At 66.9% G+C, this 18623-nt stretch carries 21 protein-coding genes; 16 read left to right on the top strand and 5 right to left on the bottom strand.

The window, feature by feature from the left end; all coding sequences use genetic code 11:
• Positions 1-159: 159 nt before the first annotated feature.
• Both phnE (ACERNI_RS13845) and phnE (ACERNI_RS13840) read left to right on the top strand, forming a co-directional pair.
• Positions 160-1026: a phosphonate ABC transporter, permease protein PhnE gene (phnE, locus tag ACERNI_RS13845; RefSeq protein ID WP_448833901.1), complete on the top strand. Its 867-nt coding sequence runs from the start codon at positions 160-162 to the stop codon at positions 1024-1026.
• Positions 1023-1913 (top strand): phosphonate ABC transporter, permease protein PhnE, encoded by an 891-nt coding sequence (gene phnE / locus ACERNI_RS13840; RefSeq protein ID WP_448833872.1) that lies wholly within the window; start codon positions 1023-1025, stop codon positions 1911-1913. Before phnE (ACERNI_RS13845) ends, phnE (ACERNI_RS13840) begins: the two co-directional genes overlap by 4 nt.
• Before the next feature lie 86 nt (positions 1914-1999).
• Here phnE (ACERNI_RS13840) and phnF read toward each other — a convergent pair whose 3' ends face one another.
• Positions 2000-2737, bottom strand: coding sequence for a phosphonate metabolism transcriptional regulator PhnF (gene phnF / locus ACERNI_RS13835; protein WP_448833871.1), 738 nt, complete (start codon positions 2735-2737; stop codon positions 2000-2002).
• Positions 2738-2886: 149 nt separating this feature from the next.
• Between phnF and phnG the strand changes: the two genes are divergently transcribed.
• From phnG to ACERNI_RS13765, 14 genes are all read left to right on the top strand, one after another.
• A complete protein-coding gene (gene phnG, locus ACERNI_RS13830; RefSeq protein WP_448833870.1) occupies positions 2887-3372 on the top strand; it encodes a phosphonate C-P lyase system protein PhnG in 486 nt (161 codons plus the stop codon).
• Positions 3373-3389: 17 nt separating this feature from the next.
• Positions 3390-3980 carry a phosphonate C-P lyase system protein PhnH gene (gene phnH / locus ACERNI_RS13825; protein ID WP_448833869.1) on the top strand — a complete coding sequence of 197 codons (591 nt, stop codon included), beginning with the start codon at positions 3390-3392 and terminating at the stop codon, positions 3978-3980.
• Between the two features lie 4 nt (positions 3981-3984).
• Positions 3985-5121 carry a carbon-phosphorus lyase complex subunit PhnI gene (locus ACERNI_RS13820; protein ID WP_448833868.1) on the top strand — a complete coding sequence of 379 codons (1137 nt, stop codon included), beginning with the start codon at positions 3985-3987 and terminating at the stop codon, positions 5119-5121.
• Positions 5118-6041: an alpha-D-ribose 1-methylphosphonate 5-phosphate C-P-lyase PhnJ gene (locus ACERNI_RS13815; protein WP_448833867.1), complete on the top strand. Its 924-nt coding sequence runs from the start codon at positions 5118-5120 to the stop codon at positions 6039-6041. The genes ACERNI_RS13820 and ACERNI_RS13815 overlap by 4 nt, the downstream gene beginning before the upstream one ends.
• Positions 6041-6835: a phosphonate C-P lyase system protein PhnK gene (gene phnK, locus ACERNI_RS13810; RefSeq protein WP_448833866.1), complete on the top strand. Its 795-nt coding sequence runs from the start codon at positions 6041-6043 to the stop codon at positions 6833-6835. Before ACERNI_RS13815 ends, phnK begins: the two co-directional genes overlap by 1 nt.
• Position 6836: 1 nt before the next feature.
• On the top strand, positions 6837-7559 hold the full coding sequence (gene phnL / locus ACERNI_RS13805) for a phosphonate C-P lyase system protein PhnL (protein WP_448833865.1): 723 nt from the start codon (positions 6837-6839) through the stop codon (positions 7557-7559).
• 104 nt (positions 7560-7663) lie between these two features.
• Positions 7664-8806, top strand: coding sequence for an alpha-D-ribose 1-methylphosphonate 5-triphosphate diphosphatase (locus ACERNI_RS13800; RefSeq protein ID WP_448833864.1), 1143 nt, complete (start codon positions 7664-7666; stop codon positions 8804-8806).
• 1 nt (position 8807) lies between these two features.
• Positions 8808-9398, top strand: coding sequence for a phosphonate metabolism protein/1,5-bisphosphokinase (PRPP-forming) PhnN (gene phnN, locus ACERNI_RS13795; protein ID WP_448833863.1), 591 nt, complete (start codon positions 8808-8810; stop codon positions 9396-9398).
• A gap of 217 nt (positions 9399-9615) precedes the next feature.
• Positions 9616-10317 (top strand): DUF3053 family protein, encoded by a 702-nt coding sequence (locus ACERNI_RS13790; protein ID WP_448833862.1) that lies wholly within the window; start codon positions 9616-9618, stop codon positions 10315-10317.
• A 164-nt stretch (positions 10318-10481) separates the two neighbouring features.
• Complete coding sequence (locus ACERNI_RS13785; RefSeq protein WP_448833861.1) at positions 10482-10688, top strand: hypothetical protein; 207 nt, start codon at positions 10482-10484, stop codon at positions 10686-10688.
• A 217-nt stretch (positions 10689-10905) separates the two neighbouring features.
• The gene (locus ACERNI_RS13780) at positions 10906-11322 is read left to right on the top strand and encodes a DUF3592 domain-containing protein (protein ID WP_448833860.1); all 417 of its coding nucleotides are present in this window, start codon (positions 10906-10908) and stop codon (positions 11320-11322) included.
• A gap of 157 nt (positions 11323-11479) precedes the next feature.
• Positions 11480-12448, top strand: a complete 969-nt coding sequence (locus tag ACERNI_RS13775) for a YiiG family protein (protein WP_448833859.1) — start codon at positions 11480-11482, stop codon at positions 12446-12448.
• A gap of 280 nt (positions 12449-12728) precedes the next feature.
• Positions 12729-13163 carry a type II RES/Xre toxin-antitoxin system antitoxin gene (gene parS / locus ACERNI_RS13770; RefSeq protein ID WP_448833858.1) on the top strand — a complete coding sequence of 145 codons (435 nt, stop codon included), beginning with the start codon at positions 12729-12731 and terminating at the stop codon, positions 13161-13163.
• A gap of 28 nt (positions 13164-13191) precedes the next feature.
• Positions 13192-13653 (top strand): RES family NAD+ phosphorylase, encoded by a 462-nt coding sequence (locus tag ACERNI_RS13765; protein WP_448833857.1) that lies wholly within the window; start codon positions 13192-13194, stop codon positions 13651-13653.
• A 176-nt stretch (positions 13654-13829) separates the two neighbouring features.
• Here ACERNI_RS13765 and ACERNI_RS13760 read toward each other — a convergent pair whose 3' ends face one another.
• The 4 genes from ACERNI_RS13760 to ACERNI_RS13745 form a co-directional block, all read right to left on the bottom strand.
• A complete protein-coding gene (locus ACERNI_RS13760) occupies positions 13830-15053 on the bottom strand; it encodes an ABC transporter substrate-binding protein (protein ID WP_448833856.1) in 1224 nt (407 codons plus the stop codon).
• A 118-nt stretch (positions 15054-15171) separates the two neighbouring features.
• A complete protein-coding gene (locus ACERNI_RS13755) occupies positions 15172-16305 on the bottom strand; it encodes an acyl-CoA dehydrogenase family protein (RefSeq protein ID WP_448833855.1) in 1134 nt (377 codons plus the stop codon).
• A gap of 10 nt (positions 16306-16315) precedes the next feature.
• The gene (locus ACERNI_RS13750) at positions 16316-17101 is read right to left on the bottom strand and encodes an SDR family NAD(P)-dependent oxidoreductase (RefSeq protein WP_448833854.1); all 786 of its coding nucleotides are present in this window, start codon (positions 17099-17101) and stop codon (positions 16316-16318) included.
• Positions 17102-17331: 230 nt separating this feature from the next.
• Positions 17332-18123: an enoyl-CoA hydratase/isomerase family protein gene (locus tag ACERNI_RS13745; protein WP_448833853.1), complete on the bottom strand. Its 792-nt coding sequence runs from the start codon at positions 18121-18123 to the stop codon at positions 17332-17334.
• Positions 18124-18623: the final 500 nt, after the last annotated feature.

Here is an 18623-nt window from a genome sequence, read left to right as displayed (position 1 = left end):
GCGCTGGTCGCGCCGTCTGGAAAGCCTGCATCCAGACATCAGCTCAGGGCGATGTCCGGCTCCCAGCGGCCGGCCCGCCCCTGGGCCAGAGCCCGAGCCGCCGTGAACGCATATCCTCCCCACGTCCCTGGTTCCGCCTCGCCCCGCGCCGCCTCTCCGGTGGCCGCGGCGGATCACGCCCGCCACTGGCGCGAGGCCCGGCGGCGCAAGCGCGGCCACACGCTGATGTTCTGCGCCGGGCTGGCTGCGGCGACGCTCTGGTCCGCCTGGATGGCGGATGTGAACCTCGCGAAGCTGTCCGGAAATATCGGCAATTTCTTCAGCTACTTCGACCGCATCCTGACGCTGGATTCCGGTCCGGCGGCAGGCCAGCGCGTCTGGACTGCGCCGGGCGAGTGGCTGTGGGGGCTCGACAAATGGCTGCCGCTGCTCGCCGACACCCTGCTGATGGCCTATCTCGGCACGCTGCTTGGCGCCCTCGGCGCGCTGGCGCTGTGCTTTTCGCCGGCGCGCAACCTGACGCCCAATCCCTGGGCGCGCGCGATTGCCCGGCGCTTTCTCGAATTCTGCCGCACCGTGCCGGAGATCGTCTTCGCCCTGATCTTCGTGGTGGCGTTTGGCCTTGGCCCCATGGCCGGCGTGCTGGCCATCGCCGTGCATACCATCGGGGCGCTCGGCAAGCAGTTCTCCGAGGTGGTGGAAAACATCGACATGAAGCCGGTGGAAGGCCTGATGGCCGCCGGCGCGGCGCGCTGGCCCACCATCCGCTTCGCGGTGATCCCGCAAATTCTCTCCAATGTGGTGAGCTATTGCCTGATGCGGTTTGAGATCAACGTGCGCGGTGCCTCGGTGATGGGGTTTGTCGGCGCCGGCGGCATCGGCCAGGATCTGATCGAGGCCATCCGCAAGTTCTATTACGCCGATGTCTCGGCGTTGCTGCTGCTGATTGTCCTGTGCGTCTGCGTCATCGATTTCCTGTCGGAAAAGGTGCGCCACGCCCTGCTTGGCCGGGAGGCGCACGCATGAACATCCCATCCGCGCCCGGGGCCATGCGTCTCACCCATGCCGACGCCGCCAGCATCGCCCGCATGCGCGCCCGCCATCCCGAGGCTTTCCACGCGCCGCCGCTGCGCCGCGCCGCGCCATACCTGATCGTGACCCTGGCCGCGGCCCTGGCCGTCTTCGCCCTGTGGCGCTTCGATTTTTCGCTGGTCAGGCTCGCGGCAGGCCTGATCCGGCTCGGCGACATGGTCGTGCTGATGGTTCCGCCCTGGCCGGGCAGCTTCGCCCAGGCCTGGACGGTGGTGAAGGCGCTTGGCGAAACCGTCGCCATTGCGTTTCTCGGCACGCTGCTGGCGGCGGTTTTCGCCTTTCCGGTGGCTTTCATCGCCGCCCGCAACACCACCTTCAGCGGCGTGGCGCGGTTTTTCACCCGGCGCGGGCTCGACGGCGTGCGCGGCGTCGACATGCTGATCTGGGCGTTGCTGTGGATCAATGTCGTCGGGCTTGGCCCCTTCGCCGGCGTGCTTGCGGTAATGACCAGCGACTTTGGCGCGCTCGGCAAGCTGTTCTCTGAAGCCATCGAGGCGGCGGATCGCAAGCCTGTCGAAGGCGTGGCGTCAACCGGCGGCGGCCACTGGCGCCAGGTGCGCTTCGGCGTGCTGCCGCAGGTGCTGCCGGTGATTGCCGGCCAGGCGCTATATTTCTTCGAATCGAACACCCGCTCCAGCGCCATCATCGGCATCGTCGGGGCCGGCGGCATCGGCCTGTATCTGTCGGAGCAGATCCGCATGTTCGAGTGGCAAAGCGTCGCCTTCGCCATCATCCTGATCCTGATCGCCGTGGCGATTATCGACCGGATTTCCGGCGCCCTGCGCGCCGCCATCATCAATGGCGGCGTGCAAAAGCCTTGAAACGCTTTCTGATCAGACGGCTCCGTCTGATCAACCAGAATTCGCTCAGGATAAAGGCTCCATACCGCTTTCCGGCCCATGCCGCCTCAGGGAGGCGTCTGGATTTCAAACTCGACGCGGTCGGCGGCGAACAGCGAGCGCGTCGCCTGGATTGGCGCGCCGGCCAGATCAATATTGACGCTGTCCACCACCAGCAGCGGCCGGCCAGGCGCCAGTTCCAGCAGCGCCGCCTCCTCCGGCCGCGACATGCGCGCGCCAATGCGCGTCGAAGCCCGCGTGTAGTCGCCAACCCCAAACGCCGCGAAAGCTTTGGTGAAGGAGCCGCTTTGCCCGTAGTGCGCCGGCAACCCGGCAAAACGCGGCAGCGGAAAATGCGTGTAGGCCAGGGAGAGGGGCGTGTCGTCAGCGCGGCTCAGCGTCACCAGCCGCAGCGCCGCGGCGCCCTCCTCCAGCCCCAGCGCCTGCGCCACGGCGGCGGAGGCGGCGATGGTTTCCGCCGACAGCAGCGCGCCTGACGCCTCGCGCCCCACCCGCGCCAGAGCGGCGGAAAAACGCGTGCGGCGCGACAGGGGATAGGGCAGCGGCGACGCTTCGACGAAGGTGCCCCGGCCCTGGGTGGCGCGCACCAGACCATCGGCGGCCAGCGCCGCCAGCGCCCGCCGCACCGTATGGCGGTTGACGCCGAACTGAGCGGCGAGGTCCGCCTCGGCCGGCAGGCGCGCGCCTGGGCCCAGCCGGCCAGCGGCAATATCCGCCGCCAGCGCGTCGGCGATCTGCCGCCATGCGGCGAGGCCGCCGCCACGTTGCACCTGCCTGCTGTCCATCAATCCGCCAACCCGCCGCTTCTGTTCTGCTGGATCATCCGCCAGTGCGGCGCGCCGTCAACCGGGAACGGGCCGCCGTCATGAGGGTGTCACGGACGATCATCATAGTTGTCTATACAAATAGACAATACTCTGCGAAAGTCCCGATCATGACTGACACGCCAGTATCCACGCCGCCAGCGCCCGGCCTGGCGGCATTGCAGCAGACGCGCCGCGCCACGATGGCCATCTGCGCCGAAGCCACGCGCGCGGAGCTGGAAGCTGTTGTGGCGGCAGTGGGCTATCCGGGAGCCATCGCCACCCTGCGCCGGCCAGAAACCGGCCTTGTCATGGTGCGCGGTCGCGCCGGCGGCGACGGCGATGCCTTCAATCTCGGTGAAATGAGCCTGACCCGCTGCGTCGTCCGCCTCGACAATGACGTGGAGGGTTACGCCTGGCTGCCAGGCCGCGACGGCGCGCGGGCGCGCGCCGCCGCCATTATTGACGCCCTGGTCCAGAGCCCCGCCTACGCCGGAGCGCTGGAGGCCGCCGTGGCGCCGGTGCGCCAGCGGCTCGCCAGCGACCTGGCGACGGCCGAGAGCCGCACGGCGGCGACGCGGGTCAATTTTTTCACCATGGTCCGGGGGGAAGACTGATGGGTTCGGGGAAAGAAATGACGACAGGCTTTGCCGACCCGCCGCTTGAATCGCAGCAGGCGTTCCGCGCCATCATGGAGGCGATGGCCCGCCCCGCCAGCGTGCAGGCCCTGCCCACCGCCGCCCGGCCGCCGGCGCCGCTGTCGCCGGAGCTGGCGGCGGTCATCCTGACCCTCGCCGACAACGACGTGACCCTGTGGCTGGACGCGCCCCTGCGGGCGGAGCCGGAGGTGGCCCGCTACCTGCGGTTTCACACCAGCGCCGTGCTGGTGGACGAACCAGCCCTGGCGGACTTCGCCCTGATTGCGACGCCAGAAGCATGCCCGCCGTTCGCCGCCTTCCGCCAGGGCGAGCCGCAATTTCCTGAACGCGCAACAACGCTGGTGCTTCAGACGGCCCGGCTCGACGCCCAGGACGCCCGCCGCTTCACCGGCCCGGGCGTCGCGCCCGCCGAAGACGCGGGCCGTCTGGGCGCATCCCCGCTGCCGGCGGATTTCGACCGGCAGATTGTCCACAACCGGGCGCAGTTCCCGCTTGGCGTCGATCTGATTTTCGTCGCGCCGGGCGCCGTTTCCGCCCTGCCCCGCAGCGCAACCCTGGAGGGCTGACGTCATGTACGTGGCCGTGAAGGGCGGCGAAGCCGCCATTGCCAACGCCCACCGCCTGCTCGCCGACGAGCGGCGCGGCGACAGGAGCGTTCCCGAACTGGACGTGGCGCAGATCCGCGAACAGATGAGTCTGCTGGTCGATCGCATCATGACCGAAGGGTCCGTCTATGACCGCGACCTCGCCGCGCTGGCGCTGAAACAGGCGCGCGGCGACGTCACCGAGGCGATTTTCCTGGTGCGCGCCTGGCGGAACACCGCGCCGCGCTTCGGCGCCTCGGCCCCGGTGGACACCGCCGCCATGCACATCCGCCGCCGGGTTTCCGCCACCTGGAAAGACCTGCCAGGCGGCCAGGTGCTGGGACCGACCTTCGATTACACACACCGGCTGGTCGACTTCGCCCTCGCCGCCGGCGGCGAGCCGGAAGCGGCGGCCATGGCCGAGCCCGCCGCTGACAGCCGCGACTGTCCGCGCGTCACCGATCTGCTCGATGACGAAAGCCTGATCGAACGCCATGAGGCGACCGATGGCCCCACGCCGGATCTGACCCGCGAGCCGCTGGCGTTTCCGGCCAGCCGCAGCCTGCGCTTGCAGGCGCTGGCGCGCGGCGACGAGGGCTTCATTCTGGCGCTCGGCTACTCCACCCAGCGCGGCTATGGCCGCACCCACCCGTTCGTCGGCGAAATTCGCACCGGCGACGTGGAGGTGTTCTTCACGCCTGAGGAACTGGGTTTCGCCGTTCCGCTCGGCCGCATTACCCTCACCGAATGCCAGATGGTCAATCAGTTCCATGGCTCGAAAGAGCGGCCGCCGCAGTTCACGCGCGGCTATGGCCTCGCGTTTGGCGCCGCCGAACGCAAGACCATGGCCATGGCGCTGGTCGATCGCAGCCTGCGGGCGCGGGAGCTGGGTGAAGAACTGACCTCGCCGGCGCAGGATGAGGAATTCGTGCTGGCCCACTGCGATCCGTTGCAGGCCACCGGCTTCGTCGAGCACCTGAAGCTGCCGCATTACGTCGACTTCCAGGCCGAACTGGAGCTGGTGCGCGGCATGCGCGCCGCCCATGCGGCGCAAAACGGCGCCGCGACGACTGACGACGACCGGACGGCGGACGCCGTTTCCGCCAGGGAGGCCGCGGAATGACCACGACCGACGACAACGCCGCCACCGGCTATAACTTCGCCTACCTCGACGAGCAGACCAAGCGGATGATCCGCCGCGCCATTCTCAAGGCGATCGCCGTTCCCGGCTACCAGGTTCCGTTCGCCTCCCGCGAAATGCCGATGCCCTATGGCTGGGGCACCGGCGGCGTGCAGGTGACAGCGGCCATACTTGGGCCGCGGGACGTGCTGAAGGTCATCGACCAGGGTTCGGACGACACCACCAACGCCGTGTCGATCCGCAACTTCTTCCGCAAGACCGCCGGCATTGCCGTGACGACGCGGACCACGGAAGCCACCATCATCCAGACCCGTCACCGCATTCCGGAGGCGACGCTCGCCGCCGGCCAGGTGCTGGTCTACCAGGTGCCGATCCCGGAGCCGCTGCGTTTCCTTGAGCCGCGCGAAACCGAAACCCGCAAGCTGCATGCTCTTGGCGAATATGGCCTGATGTATGTGAAGCTCTACGAGGACATCGCCCGCAACGGCCACATCGCCACCACTTACGCCTATCCGGTGGAGGTGGCCGGCCGTTACGTCATGGACCCCTCGCCGATCCCCAAGTTCGACAATCCGCGCATGCACGACATGGCGGCGCTGCAACTGTTCGGCGCCGGCCGCGAAAAGCGCATCTACGCCGTGCCCCCGTACACCAGCGTGCGCAGCCTTGATTTCACCGACCATCCGTTCACGCCGCAGGTCTTCACCGAGCCGTGCGCCCTGTGCGCGGCGCGCGGCGTCTATCTGGACGAGGTCATTCTCGACGACCGGGGCCAGCGCATGTTCGTTTGCTCCGACACGGATTTCTGCGAGGAGCGCCGGGCCGGCGGCCATCGCGGCCATCTGCTGGGGAACGCGCCCGCCGCGCTCTCCGGCCAGCCGGCGCCACAGGAGGCCCGCTGATGTCCGGTTTGCATGACAATGATGACGCGCCGCTGCTCGCGGTGCGCGGGCTGGCGAAATACTACGGCGCCCATCGGGGCTGCGCCGACGTGAGTTTCGAACTGCACGAAGGCGAAGTGCTGGCCATCGTCGGCGAATCCGGTTCGGGCAAATCCACGTTGCTCAATCTGATCGCCGCCGAGCTGGAGCCGGACGCCGGCCAGGTGACCTACCGCCTGCGCAGCGGCGAAACCCGCGATCTGTTCACTATGGGCGAGGCCGAACGCCGGCTGCTGTTCCGCACCGACTGGGGCTTCGTGCGCCAGGACGCCGCCCAGGGACTGCGCATGGGCGTCTCGGCCGGCGGCAACGTCGGCGAGCGGCTGATGATGACCGGCGCGCGCTGCTATGGCGACATCCGCGCCACCGCCGGCGACTGGCTCGAGCGGGTGGAAATCGATCCGCGTCGCATCGACGACGGCCCGCGCCAGTTCTCCGGCGGCATGCGCCAGCGGCTGCAGATCGCCCGCAATCTGGTGACGCGGCCGCGCCTGGTGCTGATGGACGAGCCGACCTCGGGCCTCGACGTGTCGGTGCAGGCCCGCCTGCTTGACATGATCCGCAATCTGGTCGCCGATCTTGGCCTCGCCGTCATCATTGTCACCCATGATCTCGCCGTGGCGCGCCTGCTGTCGCACCGTATGATGGTGATGAAGGGCGGCGCAGTGATCGAGGAAGGCCTGACCGACCGCGTGCTCGATGACCCGCAGCATCCCTATTCACAGCTTCTCGTTTCCTCCGTGCTGGCGGCCTGACATGACCAGAAATTCTCCATCCGCCGCTCCATTGCTGGAGGTGGCCAATGTCAGCAAGTCCTTCACCATGCACCTGCATGGCGGAGCCCGCCGCGATGTGCTGCGCGCCATCAGCTTCGCCGCCGCGCCTGGCGAGGTTGTGACGCTCGGCGGCCCCTCGGGGGCCGGCAAATCCTCGCTGCTGAAGATGATCCACGGCGACTATCATTGCGCCGACGGGGCCATTCGCATCCGCCATGACGACGGGGTGACGGACCTGGCCAGCGCCGCGCCGCGCCGCATCCTGGCGTTGCGCCGCCATGTTATCGGCTATGTCAGCCAGTTCCTGCGCGTCATCCCCCGCGTCAGCACGCTCGACGTGGTGGCGGCGGCGGGCCGCGAGGGCGGCCTGGCGCCCGGCGCCGCGATGGACCGCGCCCGCCTGCTGCTGACCATGCTGAATGTGCCGGAGCATCTGTGGGCCCTGCCGCCGGCGACCTTCTCTGGCGGCGAGCAGCAACGCGTCAATATCGCCCGTGGGCTGATCGCCCCGCGCCCCCTGCTGCTGCTGGACGAGCCAACCGCCTCGCTCGACGCGCGCAACCGCGCCGTGGTGGTCGAACTGATCCGCGAGAAGCAGCGCGCCGGCGCCGCCATCGTCGGGATTTTTCACGATGAGGACGTGCGCGACGCCGTGGCGACCCGGGTGGTGGATGTGACGCGCTTCACGCCAGCCGCCGCCTGAGCGCCACGGCTCCGATCCCCAGGTTTTCTGGCCCTGTCGCCCGAATGTCATGTTTCGCGCCGACAGTCCCGCCGCGCCGGCGGGACCGGCGCCGGAAGGTCACCATGAGCAACGCAACCATTTTCGAGAACGCCCGGATCGTGCTGGCGGACGACGTCATCCACGGCTGGGTCGCCGTGCAGGACGGCCGCATCGTCGAGACCGGCGCCGGCAAGGCGCCTGAAAAGGGTGAAGATCTCGCCGGCGATTATCTTCTGCCGGGCCTGGTCGAACTGCACACCGACCATCTGGAGAGCCATTACAGCCCCCGCCCCGGCGTCAAATGGAATCGCATGGGCGCCGTGATGGCTTATGACGCGCAGATCTCCGCCTCTGGCATCACCACCGTGTTCGACAGCCTGCGCGCCGGTTCGGACGTGGACGGCGGCGGCTTCGGCCCGGAGCTGATGGCGCTGGGCGAGGCGTTGCAGCAGGCCCGCGACGCCGGGTTGCTGCGCTGCGATCACCTGACCCATCTGCGCTGCGAAATCCCCTCGGTCGACGTGCTTGAGGCGGTCCATGCCTTCGCCGCGCGCTTTCCGGTGGGGCTGATGTCGCTGATGGACCACACGCCGGGACAGCGCCAGTTCCGCGATATCGACAAATACCTGCAGTATTACTGTGGCAAGAGCGGCAAGAGCCTCGAAGCGGTGCGCGGTGAAATCAGCCACAAACAGGCCGTCAGCGCCGATGTCGTCCCGGCCAATCGCCAGGCCCTTGCGGCGCTGGCGCGGCGGCTCGGAACGCCGATCGCCAGCCATGACGACACCACGCTCGACGACGTCAGCCAGTCGGTGGCCGAAGGCGTCGCGCTGGCGGAGTTTCCGACCACCATGGAGGCGGCTGAGGCCTGCCGCGACCATGGCGTCACCGTGATGATGGGCGCGCCCAATCTGGTGCGCGGTGGCTCGCATTCCGGCAATATCGCCGCCGCTGATCTCGCCAGAGCCGGCCTGCTGGACATCTTCTCGTCCGATTACGTGCCGGCCAGCCTGTTGATGGCGGCGTTCCATCTTCCGGAAGCAGCGCCGGACATCACCTTGCCGCAGGCGATCGCCACCGTCACCCGCAATCCGGCGCGGGCGACCGGCCTCGATGATCGCGGCGAAATCCGCGCGGGTTTGCGGGCGGATCTGGCGCGCGTCGCCATGATGGGCGAAACGCCCGTGGTGCGCCAGGTCTGGCGCGGCGGCCAGCGGGTTTCCTGAGATGGCCGGCGGGTTCGTCCTCATCGTCGGCCCCAGCGGGGCCGGCAAGGATACGCTCATTGCCCTGGCGCGCGCGGCGCTGGCGGCGGACAGGCGTTTTTCATTCCCGGAGCGGGTCGTGACGCGGCCTTCCGACCCGTTCGAGCGCCACGACACCGTGACAATGGCAGAATTCCGCGCCCGGCAGGCGGCGGGCGCCTGGGCGCTGGCCTGGGAGGCCCACGGCAATTGCTATGCGGTGCCTGTCGCCGCGCGGCGCGCGGCTGAAGCCGGCCAGATTGTCGTGGTCAACATCTCGCGCGGCAGCGTCGCCGAAGCTCGCGCCGCGCTGCCGGTGCTGGCCGTGGTGGAAGTCACGGCGGCGCCGGACGTCCTGGCCGCCCGCATCGCCGCGCGCGGCCGTGACGGCGACCATGGCGCCGGCCTCGCCAGCCGCATGCGGCGCAGCGATGGCGCGCCCGACGTGGCTCCGGACCTGCGCCTCATCAACGAAGGCGCCCCCGCAACAGCGGCGGCGGAGCTGAAAGCGCTGTTGCTGTCCTGCATCGCCCGCCAGATCATTTGCGAGACAGGCGGGAATCGCGGCTCGTGAAGAGAAACGCATGAGCGCCATGCAAAATGCGCTCAATCAAAAAGATAGACCATGCCGGCGATACAGGTTTCGCGGGTAATTGTCTGGCTCAAGCCTGCCGGCGGCGCTCGCGCATGCACGCATTCCCGGCGAAAATGCTTTAGAGAGGACATCGATCCTGGCTATGCGCCGGAGCGGCGCCAGTTCTGGCGCGCCTTGATGAGGGAAAGTTGCGGTCATGAGTCCACTTTTTCGATCGATCGTTGTTGCGCTTGTGATGCCGCTGATGCTGGCTGCCTGCGGGGACAAGGAGCCAGAACAGCGCAAGGCGTTTATCGAACTGCTTGACCAGCGGGTCATCAAGCCTGCGGGCGTTCGCCTGCCCAAACTGAACGACGAGGAAAAAGCGAAGCTGGGCGAAACCTACAAGGCCCAGTTCGATATCATCAGCAATTTTCATGAAGGCCTGAACACCACCTTCGCCGCCATCCCCAAGGTCATGAGCAATGCCGCCCTGCGCAAGCTCGACGACCTGTCCGCCAGCCGCAAGGCCCTGGAGGAAACGCGCGGCGTGCTGAAGTCCGCCGGCGACGCCATGGACACGGCGGAGAAAAAGGCCGTCGAGGCCAGGGCGGCGCTGAAGCAGCCGGAGGATCTCAAGGCTGCCTACGACAAGGCCTTCGACAAGATGATCACCGCCCCGGTCACGGCAGCCCGCAACCTGTTCGGCAGCGGCAACGCGGTGATTGATGCGGGCCTCCAGCTGATCGATTATCTCGGCGCGAACCGGGACAAGGTGACGTTTAGCGGCGGCGCCCTCCAGGCGAGCGATCCCAAGGCTCACGCCGAGGTCAACGCCCTGCTGGCGAAGCTGAACGCCGTCTCGCAAAAGCTGGCGAGCGACGCGCAGACGCTGAACAAGATCGGCAGGGGGCAGTAACGGTCCTGCCGTTTCCGGGCATTTTGCTTCAGCCGTTCTCCAGGTCATATTATTGCAGGCCATATGGTTTGCAGCTACGGAGCGCGCGCGCCATATGACTGATTGAGGCCGGCAAACTGGCGGCGGACTGGTGCGTCCGCGCCAGCCGGAAGGGGAGATGCGTCATGCCTGGCACTTTATCTGCGGCTGAGCTTCAGGAGCGCATCGCGCTGGCCCGCCGCAACCTCGCGGCGCTGACGGAACAGGCCGCGGCCTTCTCGGGCGCGGCGGATGAAGAACTGGCGGCCCAGCGCATCGCCACCCAGCAGAAGCTGCTGGACGACCTGTTGCAACAACAGGAAGAACAGCGGCGGCAGAGCCACGCGGGATAGGCGCGCACGGGCTGCCCGGAGCAGTTCCCGCGCGAAGCACGCGCGTGCGGTCTGGCTGGCGACAGGCCCCTTTTCTGAAGCGCATGGACTGTTCGGAGCGATGCGCCGGACGGGCGGAGCATGCCTTTGGTTGGGGCGCCAAAGTCAGGAGACCCGATACGCATGTTAAGGATGATCGGCTGGTTCTTTTGCGGCCGTCACACTGGCGCTGCTCATCGTGGCGGGTGTGTCGTATTATCGGGCGGATCAGTTCGCGACCCGCGCGATCCGCACGGAGGGGGTTGTGAAGCGGCTCGCCGCGTCCAGAGGCAATAACGAACATACCTGGGCCGCCGTTATCCGCTTCACCGATCGGGATGGCCAGGAACAGCAGTTCACCGAAAGCGTGCGGACCAACCCACCGCGCTTTGCGCCGGGCGCAAAGGTCCCGGCGCCATATGATCCGCAAAACCTGGCCAGCGCGGCAGTCGCCGGCTATTGGGGCCGTTTCGGAGCCTTGACCATCGTGGCGGACGCAAACTCCGCGTACTGGCCGATCCGGCAAAGCCGCAACGCCATCTCATCGACCTGTCGGCTTGTGTCGATGCGCCCGGCCTCGGCTGACGCCGGAGCCGGACGCCTTGCTGTTGCGTGAAACCACGCGCCATCCGCGCTTGCTGGCGGTGATGTGAGCAGCCATGCGGCTCTTACATGGTAAGTGTCGGTGCCCCGGTTGAGTCGTGAGCGCTGCGCAATCCTGTACGCGCAAGGGCTGACGCAGGCCGGATCTGGATCGATCGACGGAGCTGACTGTGAACCAATTGCGCGCCGTAACGCTTGGCCTCTTCCTCGGATGCTCTTCCGCCGCCCTGGCGCAGGCGCCAGCGGCTACCGCCCCTACGCCAGCGGCTACCGCCCCCGCAGCAACACCCGCCGCGCCAGTAGACGCGGAGGCCACCCGGGCGGTCATCGCCAAGCTCAACCCTTACGTCGCCCTGCTCAACCGGACCATGCGCGCCACGGACTCGATCACCCGCTACGAAAGCTGGGTGAACATGAAAAACGGCCCCACCGGCAAGGAGCGGATCGTCTACGGCCTGTATTCGCTCTATGACGTGCGGGGCGAGATCGACAAGGCCAAGGCGGCCATCGCCCTGTCCCCGACCATGCCGGCGCTGGACGCCGCCATTCCCGACTACATCAGGGCCTATGAGACCCTGGCGCCGCTGGTTACAGAGGCGGACGGCTATTACACCCGCAAGGATTACACCGACGACAAGATGGCCGGCGGCAAGGAGTTGCACGCCCGCCTGGCGCCAGCCATGGCGGCCTTCCGCAAGGAGCGCGCCCGCGTCGACGCCCTGCTTGCCGTGGAAAAGGCCAAGGCTGATGCGGCGGAACTGGCTCTGATCGAGCAGACCGAGGGCAAGAAAGCCCGCTGGCAGGTGGCCAATGTGATGCTGCGCGCCCGCCAGGCGGTGGATCTGTTCCCGTCGCAGAACAGGCCGGTGGTTGACATGCCGGCGTTTGAGGCGGCGGTGCTGGCCTATGCCGGGGCGGTGAAGGAAATGGACGCCTTTTCGGCGGCCAACCCAGGCTCATTCTTCGTTTTTGAATCCCGTCCGCGTGACTTCCTTGGCAAGCTGCGCACGTTCCGGGACGTGTTGCAAAAGGCGAAAGGCGACGCCCGCAAGGGCGCGGGCCGCGATCTCGACTGGCTGGTCCGCGACTACAACATGATGGTTTCGACCTCCCGCGACGCCACCAAATTCGCCAAATAGCGCCGGCAAACGGCGAGAGCGCCTTCCGGTCAGCCGGATCGGCTGATCGACCGGGGCTCTCTCAAAACCAGGAAAACTGGAGCAGTATGCGATCCGGATTGATCGAAGCTGCACCAGCCGGCAGGCCGGATTTTGCCAGCCCTCGCCACCCCCTGCCGCCCCTTCGCCCTTTCTGCGCCAGCGCGCATCTTGAAATTCGGCAACTTGCCTGTAAATTATGGGCATGTTGCCGAAGCCCGTCTTCCAGAGGGTGATCCGGCGCGGGACGGCGGAGGTTCGCATGTCGGCGGTCATTGAAGAAGTCGTGCGCAAACTTGGCGGACAGCCGGTTCTGGGGCGCCAGGTGCGCTCCCAGGCCGACCTGGCGCTTGCGGTGCGCGGCCGGCTGCCGTTGCAGGCGTTGCGCGGTCTTGTCCAGGCTGGCATTTCCGAACAGGAGATCGAGCGCTTCGTCATTCCGCAGCGCACGCGCCGCCACCGCGCCGACCGCCAGCAGCCGCTGACAGTCGACGAATCCGACCGGGCCGTGCGCCTGTTGCGCATCCAGACCCTCGCCGAGGACACCTTCGGCGACCGGGACAAGGCCAGCCGCTGGCTGCGGCGCCCGCTGGCGGCGCTTGACGGCGAAACGCCGCTCGACGTGGCCCAGACGGAAGCCGGGGCGCGGGTTATCGAAACCGTGCTGGCCAAAATAGCCTGGGGCGCGGCGGCCTGACGCCCAACCGTTCAGTCATGGTGGTTCGATGATTCTCTGGCGGCTGTCAGGAGAGGTCCACGCCCGCGCCTTCGACGGCGGGTATGGCCAGTTATATGATGGCCGATGGAACACGGCGGGCCATCCGGTGACCTATTGCGCCACCTCGCCATCGCTTTGCGTTCTGGAGAAGTTGGTGCACGTGGAGGACCCGGACCTGCTGCCGGCCCTCGCCATGGTGCGCTATGACATTCCCGACGATCTGGCCATTGAAACCCTGACGCCCGCTGACCTGCCCGAGGCTTGGCGCCGTCAGGAAAGCTGGACCCAGCGACGCGGCGACCAGTGGAGCCAGGGCATGGGCGCGCCGCTGCTGTGCGTGCCCTCCGCCATTGTGCCGCTGGCGAACGCCCCGGACATGAACATGCTCATCAACCACCGGCACCCGGACGCGGCGCGCATCGTCATCCGCGCGGTGGAGACGTTCATTCTCGACGTGCGACTGTTTTAAAGCCGGTCCGCGCGCGGCATGGCCGGGTTTTTCCTGGCCATGCACAAAGCAGCGCCCACAAAAACGCTGATGAACTGTCCGCGCCAAATTCAGCCCCAGCGCGTGGGTGCCCGGAACAGATCCGGGCATGGGGCGGCGACGCTTCCGGGCCCGATAAGGCGAGGCTCTGTCCCGGCTTATCGCGCCGACACCAGCCCGCCAATCGCTTCCCACGATTTGCCGTTGAACCGCATCATCTGCATGGCCTTCAGCGGCCCGTGATCATCCGGCGTGATGGTGGCGGTGACGCCGGGGAGCAGCATGGGGATCTCCATGTCGCGAATGCCCTCCAGCGCCGCGACCAGATTTTCGCGGGTCGGCCTTGGGCCGGCGCGGAGCAGCGCCTGCTCCATGGCGTAGGCCATGCCGTAAGCATAGGGGTTCAGCCAGTCGTTCTTGGCGCCGGATGGGTAGTATTTGTCCATGAAGGCTTCCCAGGTCTTGTAGTCCGGGCTGTCCTTCCACTGCGGATCGGTGGGCTGCTTGACGTAAGAGGTCGAGACGATGCCGACCGATTTGTCGAGGCCGGCGCCGGTCAGCACCGGATCGACCGAATTGGAAACGCTCGGCAGGATGAACACCGGCTTCCAGCCCAGCGCATCGACGGCGCGGATCGACTGGGCGGCGAATTTCGGCGTGGTGGCGCTGATGAATACATTGGCGCCGGCGCTGCGCAGACGCGAAATCTGCGAATCCACCGTTGCGTCCGAGAGTTCGTAGGCGATCGCCTCGACAATGGCGTTCTTTTTGTCGCCAAGTCCCTCGCGCAGGCCATGCAGGATATCCTTGCCATAATCGTCGTTCTGGTACAGCACGCCGATCTTCGGATCCTTGACATTCTCAAGGATGTATTTGGCGTAGATCTTGCCCTCGGTCGGGTAATCCACGTTCCATGCGAAGGTCCACGGGAATTTCTTTGGCTGGTTCCAGCGCGAGGCGCCGGACGACACGAAAACCTGCGGCACTTTCTTGCCGTTCAACCAGGCCTGGGTGGCCGACGAGGTTGGCGTGCCGATGGGCAGGAAGATGGCCAGAACGTCTTCGCCCTCCACCAGCTTGCGGGTCTGCTCGATGGCCTTTGGCGGGGTGAAGGCGTCGTCAAGGCTGATGATGCGGACCTTGCGCCCGTGCACGCCGCCGCGCGCGTTGACCATGTCGAAATAGGCAACCGCCGCTTTGGCGATCGTGCCATAGGCCGAGGCCGGGCCGCTGTAGGGCGCGGTGTTGCCGAGCCTGATTTCGGTGTCGGTTACGCCGTGGGTTTCGGCGGCGCTGGCTCCCGCCGCCGTGGCGAGCGCGAGGCTCGCCGCCAGACCGGCGCGCGCCAGTTTTTTACCGAAAGCGCCTGTTGAGATTTTCATGGATACTTCCCCCCGCATGTCCGTGCTTTGAGCGGCCCCGCCATCTGGCGGGCCGCCGCTTCTTTCCGGATTGCTTGTGCCGCCGCGGTTCTGGCGGGGCGACGGCCGCCTGCCGCGCTCAGAGCGTGCGCGCGATGATTTCCTTCATCACTTCATTGGTTCCGGCATAGATGCGCTGGCCGCGCGAGTCCGCATAGGCCCGCGCCACCGGATACTCCCGCATGAAACCATAGCCGCCGTGCATCTGCACACACTGATCGAGAACTTTCGCCTCGACATCGGTGAGCCAGTATTTGCACATGGCGGCGTGTTCTGGCGGCAGATCGCCGTCGAGGAAACGCGACACGCACTGCTCCAGGAACGCCCGCGCCACCGTTACCTCGGTCTTCATCTCGGCCAGCTTGAAGCGCAGGTGCTGGAACTGGCTGATCGACTGGCCAAAGGCCTGGCGCTGGTTGGTATAGGCAAGGGTTTCGCGAAACGCCGCCTCGGCCCCCGCCACGGCGGTCATGCCGACCATCAGCCGCTCACGGCCCAGTTGCGCCATCAGATAGTGCAGCCCCTCGCCGCGGACGCCAAGAATATTGCTGGCGGGAACCCGGACGTTGTCGAAGAACAGCTCCGCCGTGTCCTGCGCCTTCTGGCCCAGCTTCTCGAGCACGCGGCCGCGACTGAAGCCGGCGCGCTCCGCTTCGACAAGGAACAGGGTTTTCTTGCCCGGCGGATCGCCTTCAACGCCCGCCAGCACGATGACAAGATCAGCGTGCTGGCCGTTGGTGATGAAAGTTTTCTGGCCGTTGATGAGAAAATCGTCGCCGTCCGGCCTGGCGATGGTGCGCGTGCCCTTCAGATCGCTGCCGGCGCCCGGTTCGGTCATGGCGATGGACAGCACCACGTCGCCGCTGGCGCAGCCAGGCAACCAGCGCTGCTTCTGCTCTTCCGCGCCATAATGGACGATGTAGGGCGCGATGATTTCCGCGTGGGTGTAGAACCCCGGCAAGGCGATGAAGGCGCGGGCGAACTCCTCGATAATCACCAGGGCGTGGTGAATGCCCGCGCCAGAGCCGCCGTAAGCCTCCGGCAGGCAGCAGCCGAGAAAGCCGGCGTCGCCCATCTTGCGCCACAGCTCGCGCGGCATGGCGCCGTCGCGCTCCCACTGGCTGTATTGGGGCGCGATCTCGCGGGCAATGAAGCGGACGACGGACTGGCGCAGCGCTTCGTGCTCCGCCGTCAGATGCGACTGGTTGGTCATCGCCTGCTCCTCAGGGACCGCCGAAGCCCATCCAGCCGCCGTCGACGGGCAGGATGACGCCATTCACGTAAGAGGCCGCGCCAGAGGCCAGAAAGGCGACGGCGCTGGCGATTTCTTCCGGATGCCCCATGCGGCGCATGGGCAGCTTGCGCTCAAGCTGCGTGCGCTCGATGCCGACCTCGTCAAACATGCCGAATGCCAGCGAGGTTTCGATATAGCCGGGAGAAATGGCGTTGACCCGAATGCCGCGCCCGGCCCATTCGCTGGCCAGACAGCGGGTGAGGTGCACGACCGCCGCCTTCGACACCGCATAGGCATTGGAGCCGGGAATGCCCATCATGCCCGCTATGGAAGCGATGTTGACGATGGCGCCGCGACCCCGGCGGGCGAGCACATGCCGGCCAAAGGCCCGCGCCGTCAGGAAGGTGCCGCGCAGGTTGATGTCCATCACCTGCTGCCATGCGTCGATATCCTGATCGACGGTGCGGACAATCGGCTCGCCAACGCCGGCGTTGTTGACCAGCACGTCGATCTCGCCGGCTTTGGCCAGCGCGGCTTCGACCATGGCGTCCGGACCAGCCTTGTCGCCGATGTCGCCGGTGACGGCGTGAAAGGCGCGCTGCGGAAACTGCGCTTTCAATTCCGCCAGGGCCGCTTCGAGCCGGCCGGCGTCCCGGTCGGCCAGCACCACGTCGCCGCCAAGTCCGGCCAGGGTCCGGCAGATCGCCATGCCGATGCCGCCGGCGCCGCCGGTGACGAGCGCCGTCCTGTCGCTGAAATCCATCAGTTCAGACATTGTAGTTTTCCCCGGATGTTTCCCACATTCAGATCAGATCGCGATGGTCGCGAGATCAGGACGCGCCCGGCGCCGGAAACGTCATCCGGCGCCGGGGGGCGTCAGGCATCCGACGGATCAGATGCATCGGACTGTTTCATTGATCCTGCCTGTTTGATCTTGCGCATCGCATTTGCCCGTCGCACTTGCCCGTCGCACTTGCCCTTCAGGCTTGCCATCGGCCCCGGGCATTACTGTTTTTTGCGCGCAGCGGATTTCTCGCGAAATTCATTGACGAGGCGCTGGTGGTCGGCGCTGACATTGGTCAGCGCCTCATAGGCGAGCCCAGCGTCCATCATGGACGTGGCGAGCTGGCGCAGGGCGATATTGGTGGTCACCTTGCTCCAGCGGATCGCCTTCATGGCGCCGCCAGCCAGCCGGTCGGCGAAGGCGTCGACGGCGGCGTCGAGCTGCTCCGCCGGCACGGCGTGGTTGATCAGGCCGATCTCGGCGGCGCGCGGCGCGGCGATGGGATCGCCCGTGAGCAGAAACTCCTTGGCGCGGGCAAAGCCGATAAGTTGCGGCCAGATCACCGCGCCGCCATCGCCGGCAACCATGCCAATGGAAACGTGCGGATCGGCGATGATCGCCTTTTCAGCCGCGAAGCTGACGTCGCAGAACAAAGCGATCGTCGCGCCAAGGCCGACGGCCGGGCCGTTGATGCGGGCAATGGTCGGCTTTTCGCAGTCGATCAGCGAAAACACGATGGCCTTTGCCTCGGCGACCGTGGTCTCAAAACTGTCCGGGTTGTCGATGGCGTCCTGCATCCAGTCGACGTCGCCGCCGGCGCAGAAGGCGCGCCCGGCGCCCGTGAGCACGATCACGTCCGAATCCGGATCCTTGGCCGCGTCGGTGAAGACCCGCGACAATTCCTCGTGCAGCACGGCGTTGACGGCGTTCAGGCTGTCGGGCCGGTTCATGGTCAGGGTGAGCACCCGGCCGCGCCGGCTGATGGTGATGGCCTGGTAGTCCTGCTGCTTCATCGTGTTTCCTGCCCTTGATCCTGCCCGCGCCGGGCAACGGTATCCGTCATGGGGACGCTGCTGCGGCCCGGCCTGCTTCCAGAGAAACCAGGCTCACCGGACGCGCCCTGTCTCGCTGGTCTGGCGCATTTCTTCGCGACAAGTGGGGCCACATTTCCCCACGCGCCCAGCCTGCGCGAAGCGGTCGGGAGCGACGGACCCGGATGTTCCCAGCCCCGCCAGACCCATGGCGCCTGATCCGCGCCGCCTGAACCTGGCGCCGGGACGGCGGCCTGCCAAGTGAAATTTTGATTTTCGATTCGCTAGTCGATTTTAATTGACATGTCCATCAGGGCATTGAAAAAATCCCGCATACGGGCAGGATCTGACCCGTTGCGGGACCGGAAGCCGATTCCACCCGGAACAAGCAGAGAAGACGTCCGCCAATCTGGCGGCGGCGCGCAACGGATGTGGGTTGCCGCCGGAAACGTCCGGTCATTGGGACATGTCGTGGTCCGGGG

It is taken from the genome of Camelimonas sp. ID_303_24 (assembly GCF_053543495.1).
Note: the sequence above shows the minus strand (reverse complement) of the source record. Positions and strands in the feature narration are given on the sequence as shown.

Excerpts from the sequence above, each read along its gene's own strand:
- phnE (WP_448833872.1), top strand. The coding sequence starts at position 1,023 with ATGAACATCCCATCCGCGCCCGGGGCCATGCGTCTCACCCATGCCGAC.
- phnF (WP_448833871.1), bottom strand. The coding sequence starts at position 2,737 with ATGGACAGCAGGCAGGTGCAACGTGGCGGCGGCCTCGCCGCATGGCGG.
- phnG (WP_448833870.1), top strand. The coding sequence starts at position 2,887 with ATGACTGACACGCCAGTATCCACGCCGCCAGCGCCCGGCCTGGCGGCA.
- phnH (WP_448833869.1), top strand. The coding sequence starts at position 3,390 with ATGACGACAGGCTTTGCCGACCCGCCGCTTGAATCGCAGCAGGCGTTC.
- ACERNI_RS13820 (WP_448833868.1), top strand. The coding sequence starts at position 3,985 with ATGTACGTGGCCGTGAAGGGCGGCGAAGCCGCCATTGCCAACGCCCAC.
- ACERNI_RS13815 (WP_448833867.1), top strand. The coding sequence starts at position 5,118 with ATGACCACGACCGACGACAACGCCGCCACCGGCTATAACTTCGCCTAC.
- phnK (WP_448833866.1), top strand. The coding sequence starts at position 6,041 with ATGTCCGGTTTGCATGACAATGATGACGCGCCGCTGCTCGCGGTGCGC.
- phnL (WP_448833865.1), top strand. The coding sequence starts at position 6,837 with ATGACCAGAAATTCTCCATCCGCCGCTCCATTGCTGGAGGTGGCCAAT.
- ACERNI_RS13800 (WP_448833864.1), top strand. The coding sequence starts at position 7,664 with ATGAGCAACGCAACCATTTTCGAGAACGCCCGGATCGTGCTGGCGGAC.
- phnN (WP_448833863.1), top strand. The coding sequence starts at position 8,808 with ATGGCCGGCGGGTTCGTCCTCATCGTCGGCCCCAGCGGGGCCGGCAAG.
- ACERNI_RS13790 (WP_448833862.1), top strand. The coding sequence starts at position 9,616 with ATGAGTCCACTTTTTCGATCGATCGTTGTTGCGCTTGTGATGCCGCTG.
- ACERNI_RS13785 (WP_448833861.1), top strand. The coding sequence starts at position 10,482 with ATGCCTGGCACTTTATCTGCGGCTGAGCTTCAGGAGCGCATCGCGCTG.
- parS (WP_448833858.1), top strand. The coding sequence starts at position 12,729 with ATGTCGGCGGTCATTGAAGAAGTCGTGCGCAAACTTGGCGGACAGCCG.
- ACERNI_RS13765 (WP_448833857.1), top strand. The coding sequence starts at position 13,192 with ATGATTCTCTGGCGGCTGTCAGGAGAGGTCCACGCCCGCGCCTTCGAC.
- ACERNI_RS13760 (WP_448833856.1), bottom strand. The coding sequence starts at position 15,053 with ATGAAAATCTCAACAGGCGCTTTCGGTAAAAAACTGGCGCGCGCCGGT.
- ACERNI_RS13755 (WP_448833855.1), bottom strand. The coding sequence starts at position 16,305 with ATGACCAACCAGTCGCATCTGACGGCGGAGCACGAAGCGCTGCGCCAG.
- ACERNI_RS13750 (WP_448833854.1), bottom strand. The coding sequence starts at position 17,101 with ATGTCTGAACTGATGGATTTCAGCGACAGGACGGCGCTCGTCACCGGC.
- ACERNI_RS13745 (WP_448833853.1), bottom strand. The coding sequence starts at position 18,123 with ATGAAGCAGCAGGACTACCAGGCCATCACCATCAGCCGGCGCGGCCGG.